The organism is Marininema halotolerans (assembly GCF_900116235.1).
Classification (GTDB): Bacteria; Bacillota; Bacilli; order Thermoactinomycetales; family DSM-45169; genus Marininema; species Marininema halotolerans.
Map to the genome: position 1 here is coordinate 449,092 of NZ_FPAA01000002.1, position 8,797 is coordinate 457,888.

Sequence of the window (8,797 nt, forward strand, 5' to 3'; positions counted from 1 at the left end):
TGATAATAATCACCTCATTATTAATATTTTCAAATCTTATTAGTTATGGTACACTAATCCTATATTAGTGTAAAGCTTTATTAATCTTCTACATTCTTTGGTGGTTGATATTATCGTAATAACATTTTAAAAGGGGTTGTATTGATTTGAATATAATAGCGAGAAAGTTTATATCCAGTGTTGTCTGTTCTCTATTGTTTTTTTTATTATTTAATAATAATGGTAATTTTTTGATTTTATTTTATTTTTATTTAGTTTTGCCGTTGTCATTAATATATGGTGGAAGTATCTCTTATTTTGCTGAAAAATTAACAAATAATAATCCGTTATATACTTTTTGTTTATGTTGGCTGGGGGCACTTGCAACCCCACTTTTTTTACTTATATTATCTGGTAAGATAAAAGTATTATTTATTATTGGTATTTATGGAGGCTATTCTATTTACCTAACATCTCTTATATTTTCTTTTGTATATTGGTTAGTAGATCGTTTATTATTTCTCTACAGACCGGATAAATAAATGTGATCCATGTGTTGGGCAGCTATCGCTTTTCCTATTATTTTCGAAAGTGATTTATTATGCCAATTGCACCTCTTCAACCTTACAAACATTATTTTTATAACACGCAATTTCCGCACACCAGTCCCACCCCATTTCGCCCCTTCGCCTGGGGGTCGCCCTTTTTTGTTAGTTACCGCCACTCCTACGCCATAACATCGCAATTCAGCAACTTATATTTAAACGTTTTGATTAATAATGAATGTTGTTCAATCTACTTGAGCTACATTCGGCATCGGGCACAACCCGCGTCATACCTAGCATCGCACATACCTATAGTGGGTATACTACAGCACCTACATATATACACCAGCGCTACCCACACGCCACCATACCGCTATACCATGCGTATCCCTTACGATATATGGTGCGGTACCCTGCCGCTACCCCTGCGTACCCTACCGCATACCCGCGCTGTATTACCGCAATTCAACCTGTATCACTGTATAGGATCATGCATACGCAAGGTAGCACTACAGTAGGATAGGTACGGTCATGTCGAATCACCCGGAAATATTTTAGGGGTGCCGTCCTTCAGAAGGGGACAGCGGGCAAATTAAGTACCCCCTATCGCGATAAAAGGTACCCCCATATTACTAAGCGATACTCCCCCGCTTTTAAATAGCCGCCGCCATTGCGCCACCCTACCGCCACCCCACGTAATCTATTCCTTCCTATAGTAGCACTCTATATAATAACGCCATCTATCGCCATATATCGCTACCATTACGCAACCCTATCGCAATGTAACACATACACTTATTACGCCACTATTCGCCCACAACGATATCCACGCATCTCTTACCGATCCTAAACGTTAACCAATCCAATTTATCTAACGTCAATAACAGATCGGTTCTATTCTTCCTTACCGCAGATGTAGACGGAAACACTCCGCAATCAACGAGCACACGCGGTAAGTATCGCTCTTCTGTTCTGTAAATACTACCGCAATCATCAAGCCCCAGTTCCGCAAGTGTAGCGATGGGATTACCGATAACAATAACGATATGCTTCGCGAATGTCGCCATATGCTCTTTCATAAAGTCTTTCTCCTTCTCCTTTCTTTGTTTACCCCTTTCTTTGCGCGAGGTTAAATATATAAGTAAGTAAGAATTGTACTTGCCAACTGCACGACGTTAGGAGTGCAATGTTTTGACTTTGTTCTTGTCTTTTATCTTTTTCTTTATATGTAATGCCGCCACTACAGCGGCATCTTACGCTAACTTACGTTATCCCTCGTCCTCATTCTCTTCCTCTTCTTCTAATCGCGACTCAATCATATCCACTGCGCAATTATACTTTGCAAAACATTTCGGACTACATACCGCTCTTCCGTTCTTCACCGTTAAATAACCCACCGATCCATTCTTCGCGTCTTCTTCTGATACCTCCTCTACTCGTACCATTCCTCTACACCACGCACACACTAATATCCTCATTCGTCATCACTCCCAGCACTCGCGGTATTCCCGTCATCAGTTTCGTCCTTCTTTAAATACTCTTCAAATTCTTGCATAATATTATCTGTTCTTAATTCGATGGAATGATTAGTACTCTGCTCAACTTTAACGTTATTCTTCAGTACATTCGCCATATTTAATAACATTTCAGCATGTTTAGCACTACCGTTTAATGCTTCATGGTGCACACTTGCGAGAACATCCGGCAGTTTATTCGCTACGTTCTGTAGGGTTTGACGCTTTAATTCCTCCTGGAATAATGGCTTGTTTAATCATTGGTGTACTGTCTTGCGGCTCTTACCGACCACATCTTAGCAATTTCCGTAATTGACTTACCGCCTTTCATAGGTAGCGCTAGATATTTAATGACTTCGTAATGTTGCGCTTCTAATCGTTTCATAACTTTTCTCCTCTCGTTAAATAAAAAAAATAAGGGCAACCATTGTTATTTGGCGCCCGAAAAACAAAGTCAAAAGATTGCACTCCTTACGTCGTGCAGTTAGCATTTAAAAATCTTTAAATCCTACAAACTAAACGTCTTAATGCCCATCATTATGCCGCATTTGAATACTGTCTTTTGCGGTAATACGTCCTCCAGGGCTATCCTGCGCCACCATTACGCTACCACCCGGTCTATCTTGCGCCACATGAACGCCACTGTTCGGTTTATCAGCAAACACCATGACAATTGCCAACACTGCGCTAATTACACCAACTACGATAACTTTTTTCATAAAGTAATTCCTCCTAGTTTTTACTTGCGGAAAGTCTTCGAAAAGTCTCCGATAAGCCTGCTGGAAGCCACCCGGCATGTTTCGCTTCTTAACGAAATACTGACAAGATAAAAGAGAACATCTACTCAAAAAAGTCTAGTTTAGCCTGTAATGACGCGGTTTATGGTACTTTTCAAAGGGGTCGTTTTCGTCACGCAAAATGGGGGGAAAGGGTTCGTTTTCGTCACACGGTCTACTTTTTAATTTGGTTTCTTTGCTCGTGATGTTGGCGTAAATGCTCAAACTGTTTGCGAACAACACGAGTGTGCTCGGTCTCACTGTTAAGACGGAACATGACATCTGGGTGTACAATAACCGCTTCAACTCCGGCTGTACTTAATTGCATAATCACCCCTTCATCACATAAAGCATTCATCATCCTTGACACAGTTTCGCGACTATGTCCGGTGAGTACCGCTAAGTCTTCGCGGGTCAGGAGTCTAATAAATTCAGGATCTTTTTCATTAGGGTTTGCGCAAAGAAAGTACCTTTCATAATGAAAAAACGGCAGTAATTTATAAAGCATGCCTGTTTGACTAATCGTTAGGTTCTCAATAATTTCTCGTGTCTTTACTTGGTATAACTTCGTAAAATGTGCCTTTTCAACAAAGCCCATACTATGGTACCCACTATTTAAACGGTACTCATTACTTGTTTCGATTTTGTCTACTTCAATAATACCTAGCTTCTTTAACTTGTTTAAAATAGAGCTTGTCGCCTTCTTACCGCGCCCTAACACTTTTTGAATATCCTTCTGTTTCAGTGGCTTCCCTTCATTAATCAACCTCCCCTCACTCTTAAAGCGCAAATAAGGCAGAAGCTTAATAATAGCCCCTGCCTCGATTAACGTTAATTTCTTTACTACACTGCGGATAGGCTCATGGTAGCACGCAACCCACACCTTACCGCGATCTTTCAGTGCAACCTTTCGCTTATAAGCCTCACTCTGCGCAAGGCTAATGACTTTGTGCGTGTCTGCTGGTGCGGAAATACGCTCTTCTCCATTTTCGTCATAGTAGCGTCTGATGTCGCTAAAGTAAAGGTGCTCGTCAGTCTTTCCTTGGTATTTATTTTTCATTTTTCCAACCCCTTCTCAATTTTGATTTTAAAAAAAGTGCCGCAATATGCGACACTCGTAAAATATACATTAACCCGATTAAATACTAAGTTCTGATAACTCACTTTCTCCCTACATATACCTTTAGATCCGAGAGGGTAAAATGTACATAAAAATCACTTTCTTAAATACATTAATTATCTAATTGCAAAGGGAGATACCTCAGTAAAGTAATACTTGTTATTCGCGAACATCTGTCCTTTACCTCGAACCTTTTCCTTCGTCACAACAGTTCTACCTTCCCACCGATATTCACATAAAGCTTTTATTCGCCGGTTAGCCGCTTCTCTTGTCTTCACCCCCATTCGATCAGCTAGGTACTCTTGCGAAGGATAACAAGTTCCGTCTTTATCAATGAACGAAGCAAGTACGCAAAGAGTGTGCCAATTATCTGCGCCCATGTCTGCGACCATTCCTGCGTGAACTGCATCAATATAGAGTTTTACAAAAATACGTTCGCTCATCGCGTGCCTCCTTTCAAGTGTTTTCGTTCCTTACTTACTAAGTCCGAAATGAGTTCAGGTTTTTTCGTGTTTTAAGGGAAGTTTTTGACTTTCCACTTCTGTTTGGCGTTTTTTGACGAATTAATTTCCGGGATAAAACATAAAACCAGATCGTGTCGTTCCTGTGCGGATGTAGACTTCGGACATATGGCGGCTCTCCTTTCGTGTCATTGTTTTTTGCTCTTACTGACTATGTTTAAAGCGAGTCACAGGTTTTTCGTGTTTTTGGGAAATTTTCTCTTCATCTGCTAGGAGTCATTGAATTTAGCTTTTTTCGCAGATGGTACAGATCAAAAATTTCATGATACATCATCGATCGTGTCGTTCCTGTGCGAATGTATACTTCGGACATATGGCGGCTCCTTTCGTAAGTGGTTTTTGCTCTTACTGATCTAGTTCGTAATACGATTAGGTTTTTTCGTGTTTTTGGGAAAGTTTTTTTCTCACTTAGGAACGTTTGGCGTTTACATAAAAAAAACACCCGCTTTCGCGAGTGTAAAGGGGGTAAGACCAGATTGCGGCACAGTTCCTGACAAAACTCCTTGTGAGAATCGTTTTAAGCTTAGTTTAAATTAGGGTGATACAAGTTATATGCCAAAAACGCTATCGTTGCTTGACGGGGCTCTGGTTAGCGCTGAGAGCATGTTAATCATTTAAACGGTCAAGCGGAGAAAATTTTCGATGCTGACCCGCGATATCTGTTCCAAACAGTGAAACATACAGCCTCACAACATCCAAGGAGGTGTGTCCTAATATTTGTTGCAGGGAAAAGGCGTCGCCACCATTTAAAATGTAGAATTTCGCGAAGGTGTGGCGGAAGGTATGCGGAGATACACGTACACCCTTTATACCTGATATGTCTCCAACTTTTTTGATTTCATCTTGAACGGAACGAACCGCAATAGGGTTATTATCAATATTAATAAATAGAAAATCGTGATCAAGGCGTCCACGAATTTTAACATACTCTTTTAAGTGACGTTCTACGGTCAATTGGAAAGGGACATTTCGCTCTTTACGTCCTTTGCCGAATACCGTAATCGATCTTTCAGGCCAATTGATGTCGGTCAATTTAATGCTTGCAAGTTCAGATACCCTTATTCCTGTATCAAAAAGAAGTTCCATCATACAAAAATTACGGTAACCCGTAAACGTTTCTTTATCGGGAATGGATAAAAGGTGCTTCATTTGCTCTTTACTGAATGCCTGAATCACCTTTTTTTCGGCTTTAAGCAACTTAATGTTCGCGGTTGGATTCTCAGGGATGAAGGCTTGTTCATGCAGGTACCTAAAAAAGGGGCGCCATCCGCGGATGTATGAGTTTAAAGCTGAGTCACTTAATTTCTTACTGCGCATATTTAAAATTGCGTTTTCCACATCTTCTTGAGTGATATCCACAGGTCGCGATTTACCGCAAACCTGCGCGAATTTATTAATTGCTTGACGGTAGTACTTAATACTTTCTTCCGTTAAATTCTTGATACGACAATTTCTAATAAAGGTTTTCAAGGCAATCTCAAACTCTTCTGCTTCAAGGGACAAAATCGTGCCGCCCTGGGTATCTTCCCCTACATGAATGGTATTTACTCTGCGTTTTCTGGACATAAAAAACCGCCTCCTAATCGCGTCTTTTTCTTCAATCAGCGACTATGAGGCGGTATAAACGCACAAGATTCGTTACCTACGTTACGCTAGATTCTACAAAAAGTGTCGAAAACCGCGTAATATCAAGGGGAATCTTATGTCGGTTACAATCGAAATGTAAAACCCTTAAAAATGCTTGCGTATAGGCTTCGATAGACCCTCGCTACTATACAAAAAAATTCAGAACCTCCTCGCAAAATAAACGAGTGAACCTGAATCTAGCGCGTCTGCCGATTCCGCCACATCCGCAAAATCAAGCAAATTATGGAGGCGGCACCCGGATTCGAACCGGGGGTAAAGGATTTGCAGTCCTCTGCCTTACCACTTGGCTATGCCGCCGTAATGGAATGAGGATGAGACCAATGTCACAAACTAAAGGCGAAAGGAGGACTTACCATGATACAACTACCTTCCTCCCTAGAAAATCAGGAGGGACCCTTTATCGCCATTGACCGTGTGATGAATGAAGAAGGATTTGTGCTTGGTGGTGGATATGAGTATGATCATGCTTGTTATGACAAAGTTCTCGACTGGGAAACAACCCAAGGTCATCAAACCTACTTACGTATCCCTGTGATTGCCTTATCAGGAAGCATTGGTACTCGTAAAGCACAACTACAAATTGGACAACCCTTCGTATTGAAACATCCCTTCAAAACAGGTCCAGACACAACCGCTGATGCTGGTCTAATAACCAGTACCTTTAGCCAATTTTCCGATCCAGCCGATAAAGATGATTATGTGGAACAAGAATGGCTTGATCGAGCACGTTGTGAGTTAACTCAACTAGAAAAGCGTTTCGAAAAGGAAGCAATTGATTAAATGGCAGGGGCGGCAGGGATCGAACCCGCATTTGAGGTTTTGGAGACCTCTGTTCTACCATTGAACTACGCCCCTAAAACATATTTGGTGCCGGCGAGAGGACTTGAACCCCCAACCTACTGATTACAAGTCAGTTGCTCTACCAGTTGAGCTACACCGGCACAAATATGGTGGTTCGGGACGGAATCGAACCGCCGACACGAGGATTTTCAGTCCTCTGCTCTACCGACTGAGCTACCGAACCGCAAGTAATAGCTATCTTAACTGATGCCTCTGGTTAAGTCAAGATCAAAATTGACCTAACGTGAATGGCGGAGAGGGAGGGATTCGAACCCTCGAGACGGAGGTAACCGCCTACACGATTTCCAATCGTGCTCCTTCGGCCAGCTCGGACACCTCTCCATAACCCTTAAAAATGTGAATATGATATCAACATCCGCCCAATAAATGAGCCAAATAATTCAGTTTGCACCAAATCACTTTCATGGCTTGTATTTTAAACGGACGCAATGACAATCATAACATCGATCTACTAAAAAATCAAGTAATTCATTTCAAATTTCGTCATATTATGAAAGAATTGTTCTTATCCTACAACCACTCTATAAGTGGCGACAAGATCTATGTTATCATGGGTTGCAATCGGTGTCAATACTATTTTTCAGTCTGGAAACTTACGTAGATGAGGAAGTTTTTTGATATAATTTAAGAAAAAAGTACCTTGCGGCATGGTTTGACTATCGTGACCACAAACCATGAAATACACCAATTTCTAAAATATTAATTCTCCGTCTAATAAACTCTTTTATCAATTGATGGACAAAACGCAGTCGCAAAAAATTTTAAATAAAAAAGTCATCCCCAAAAAATCATTATAGGGAACGACTCTTTCTTTTATGGTTACCCTACTATTCCTTCTCTACGCGATAGTAACGCTCTCCAGTCTCTGGATGATAATACACGCGGCGTTTTTCATTTGTGACAGGATCGATTGTCACTTCATTTGTTGACTCAAATCCAGGCGGCACCTTTTCATCATGACCAGCATGGGGACGTTTATCGATGAACCATGATAATAACAGCGCAATCCCCAATACAATCAGTTGAAAAGGAAGATAGTGAATCAAATTTAATAACATCACCCTACTCCTTTTCTACGACCACCGCCGTACCATATGCGACAACTTCACCCATGTTGCCCATGGAACCTGAATCAAAACGAAACATGACGATGGCATTCGCTCCCATCGCGTTGGCATTTTTTATCATGCGATCAATCGCCTGTCTACGCGCATCTTCTAATAGGCTCGTGTACTCCTTGATCTCACCGCCTACCAGTGAACGAAGTCCTGCCATAATGTCGCCACCAATGCCTCTTGCACGAACGATCAGCCCAAATGCGTTTCCTTTCACTTCTACAACCCTATAACCCGGGATATTCTCTGTGGTTACGACGAGCATACAAAGTCCCCTTCTTTCTGAATAGAATTAATGCAGACACCGATCCATATAGAATCAGTTCCACTGCATCACAAACTGTTCGTTGCACTCACCTATTCATTATATAGGAAAAGTGGCGAACTCCTACCCATTAACTACTATACGAAAGAAGCACTCACGCAATGTGAGTGCTTCGTGTGTTGCCCGGCAACGCCCTACTCTCCCAGGGGCTCGCGCCCCAAGTACCATCGGCGCAGGAGGGCTTAACTTCCGTGTTCGGGATGGGAACGGGTGGATCCCCTCCGCCATCGTCACCAGACAGATGGAAAACGTTGTGGTTTTCCTATACAGGGTTGCACCCTGAAAACCGGATTGGAGTAAAGCATTTAAGAATGAATGCAGGAGAAGTCCTCGACCGATTCGTATCTGTCAGCTGAACACATTGCTGTGCTTACACCTCAGACCGATCTACCTC

General features: G+C 41.6%; 12 protein-coding genes, 5 tRNA genes and 1 rRNA gene. 2 read left to right on the top strand and 16 right to left on the bottom strand.

Going from position 1 to position 8,797, the window contains the following annotated elements; genetic code table 11:
- Window positions 1-146: 146 nt before the first annotated feature.
- On the top strand, window positions 147-521 hold the full coding sequence (locus CHX35_RS17225; RefSeq protein WP_140413541.1) for a hypothetical protein: 375 nt from the start codon (window positions 147-149) through the stop codon (window positions 519-521).
- A gap of 809 nt (window positions 522-1,330) precedes the next feature.
- Here the strand turns inward: CHX35_RS17225 and CHX35_RS04230 are convergent.
- From CHX35_RS04230 to CHX35_RS04265, 9 genes are all read right to left on the bottom strand, one after another.
- The gene (locus CHX35_RS04230; protein ID WP_140413542.1) at window positions 1,331-1,591 is read right to left on the bottom strand and encodes a hypothetical protein; all 261 of its coding nucleotides are present in this window, start codon (window positions 1,589-1,591) and stop codon (window positions 1,331-1,333) included.
- A gap of 201 nt (window positions 1,592-1,792) precedes the next feature.
- Window positions 1,793-2,002: a hypothetical protein gene (locus CHX35_RS04235; protein ID WP_091834406.1), complete on the bottom strand. Its 210-nt coding sequence runs from the start codon at window positions 2,000-2,002 to the stop codon at window positions 1,793-1,795.
- Complete coding sequence (locus tag CHX35_RS04240) at window positions 1,999-2,211, bottom strand: hypothetical protein (protein ID WP_091834409.1); 213 nt, start codon at window positions 2,209-2,211, stop codon at window positions 1,999-2,001. The genes CHX35_RS04235 and CHX35_RS04240 overlap by 4 nt, the downstream gene beginning before the upstream one ends.
- 80 nt (window positions 2,212-2,291) lie before the next feature.
- A complete protein-coding gene (locus tag CHX35_RS17980; RefSeq protein ID WP_281252049.1) occupies window positions 2,292-2,423 on the bottom strand; it encodes a hypothetical protein in 132 nt (43 codons plus the stop codon).
- A 139-nt stretch (window positions 2,424-2,562) separates the two neighbouring features.
- Window positions 2,563-2,757: a hypothetical protein gene (locus CHX35_RS04245; RefSeq protein ID WP_091834412.1), complete on the bottom strand. Its 195-nt coding sequence runs from the start codon at window positions 2,755-2,757 to the stop codon at window positions 2,563-2,565.
- A 232-nt stretch (window positions 2,758-2,989) separates the two neighbouring features.
- Complete coding sequence (locus CHX35_RS04250) at window positions 2,990-3,874, bottom strand: helix-turn-helix domain-containing protein (RefSeq protein ID WP_091834415.1); 885 nt, start codon at window positions 3,872-3,874, stop codon at window positions 2,990-2,992.
- Window positions 3,875-4,050: 176 nt separating this feature from the next.
- Complete coding sequence (locus CHX35_RS04255; protein WP_091834418.1) at window positions 4,051-4,377, bottom strand: helix-turn-helix domain-containing protein; 327 nt, start codon at window positions 4,375-4,377, stop codon at window positions 4,051-4,053.
- 684 nt (window positions 4,378-5,061) lie between these two features.
- Window positions 5,062-6,021 carry a tyrosine-type recombinase/integrase gene (locus tag CHX35_RS04260; RefSeq protein ID WP_091834421.1) on the bottom strand — a complete coding sequence of 320 codons (960 nt, stop codon included), beginning with the start codon at window positions 6,019-6,021 and terminating at the stop codon, window positions 5,062-5,064.
- Between the two features lie 304 nt (window positions 6,022-6,325).
- Window positions 6,326-6,399 (bottom strand) — tRNA-Cys (locus CHX35_RS04265).
- 57 nt (window positions 6,400-6,456) lie between these two features.
- Between CHX35_RS04265 and CHX35_RS04270 the strand changes: the two genes are divergently transcribed.
- Window positions 6,457-6,882: a YugN family protein gene (locus CHX35_RS04270; protein ID WP_091834424.1), complete on the top strand. Its 426-nt coding sequence runs from the start codon at window positions 6,457-6,459 to the stop codon at window positions 6,880-6,882.
- Window position 6,883: 1 nt separating this feature from the next.
- Here CHX35_RS04270 and CHX35_RS04275 read toward each other — a convergent pair.
- The 7 genes from CHX35_RS04275 to rrf form a co-directional block, all read right to left on the bottom strand.
- Window positions 6,884-6,957: transfer RNA gene (locus CHX35_RS04275), tRNA-Trp, on the bottom strand.
- Between the two features lie 10 nt (window positions 6,958-6,967).
- Window positions 6,968-7,043, bottom strand: a tRNA-Thr gene (locus tag CHX35_RS04280).
- A gap of 7 nt (window positions 7,044-7,050) precedes the next feature.
- Window positions 7,051-7,126: transfer RNA gene (locus tag CHX35_RS04285), tRNA-Phe, on the bottom strand.
- A 65-nt stretch (window positions 7,127-7,191) separates the two neighbouring features.
- A tRNA-Ser gene (locus CHX35_RS04290) sits at window positions 7,192-7,284 on the bottom strand.
- Window positions 7,285-7,790: 506 nt separating this feature from the next.
- On the bottom strand, window positions 7,791-8,021 hold the full coding sequence (locus CHX35_RS04295; protein WP_091834426.1) for a hypothetical protein: 231 nt from the start codon (window positions 8,019-8,021) through the stop codon (window positions 7,791-7,793).
- Window positions 8,022-8,025: 4 nt separating this feature from the next.
- Window positions 8,026-8,343, bottom strand: coding sequence for a heavy metal-binding domain-containing protein (locus tag CHX35_RS04300; RefSeq protein ID WP_091834429.1), 318 nt, complete (start codon window positions 8,341-8,343; stop codon window positions 8,026-8,028).
- A 181-nt stretch (window positions 8,344-8,524) separates the two neighbouring features.
- Window positions 8,525-8,641 (bottom strand): 5S ribosomal RNA (rrf, locus tag CHX35_RS04305).
- Between the last annotated feature and the right edge of the window lie 156 nt (window positions 8,642-8,797).

Excerpts from the sequence above, each read along its gene's own strand:
- CHX35_RS04230 (WP_140413542.1), bottom strand. The coding sequence starts at position 1,591 with ATGGCGACATTCGCGAAGCATATCGTTATTGTTATCGGTAATCCCATC.
- CHX35_RS04235 (WP_091834406.1), bottom strand. The coding sequence starts at position 2,002 with ATGAGGATATTAGTGTGTGCGTGGTGTAGAGGAATGGTACGAGTAGAG.
- CHX35_RS17980 (WP_281252049.1), bottom strand. The coding sequence starts at position 2,423 with ATGAAACGATTAGAAGCGCAACATTACGAAGTCATTAAATATCTAGCG.
- CHX35_RS04245 (WP_091834412.1), bottom strand. The coding sequence starts at position 2,757 with ATGAAAAAAGTTATCGTAGTTGGTGTAATTAGCGCAGTGTTGGCAATT.
- CHX35_RS04250 (WP_091834415.1), bottom strand. The coding sequence starts at position 3,874 with ATGAAAAATAAATACCAAGGAAAGACTGACGAGCACCTTTACTTTAGC.
- CHX35_RS04255 (WP_091834418.1), bottom strand. The coding sequence starts at position 4,377 with ATGAGCGAACGTATTTTTGTAAAACTCTATATTGATGCAGTTCACGCA.
- CHX35_RS04260 (WP_091834421.1), bottom strand. The coding sequence starts at position 6,021 with ATGTCCAGAAAACGCAGAGTAAATACCATTCATGTAGGGGAAGATACC.
- CHX35_RS04270 (WP_091834424.1), top strand. The coding sequence starts at position 6,457 with ATGATACAACTACCTTCCTCCCTAGAAAATCAGGAGGGACCCTTTATC.
- CHX35_RS04295 (WP_091834426.1), bottom strand. The coding sequence starts at position 8,021 with ATGTTATTAAATTTGATTCACTATCTTCCTTTTCAACTGATTGTATTG.
- CHX35_RS04300 (WP_091834429.1), bottom strand. The coding sequence starts at position 8,343 with ATGCTCGTCGTAACCACAGAGAATATCCCGGGTTATAGGGTTGTAGAA.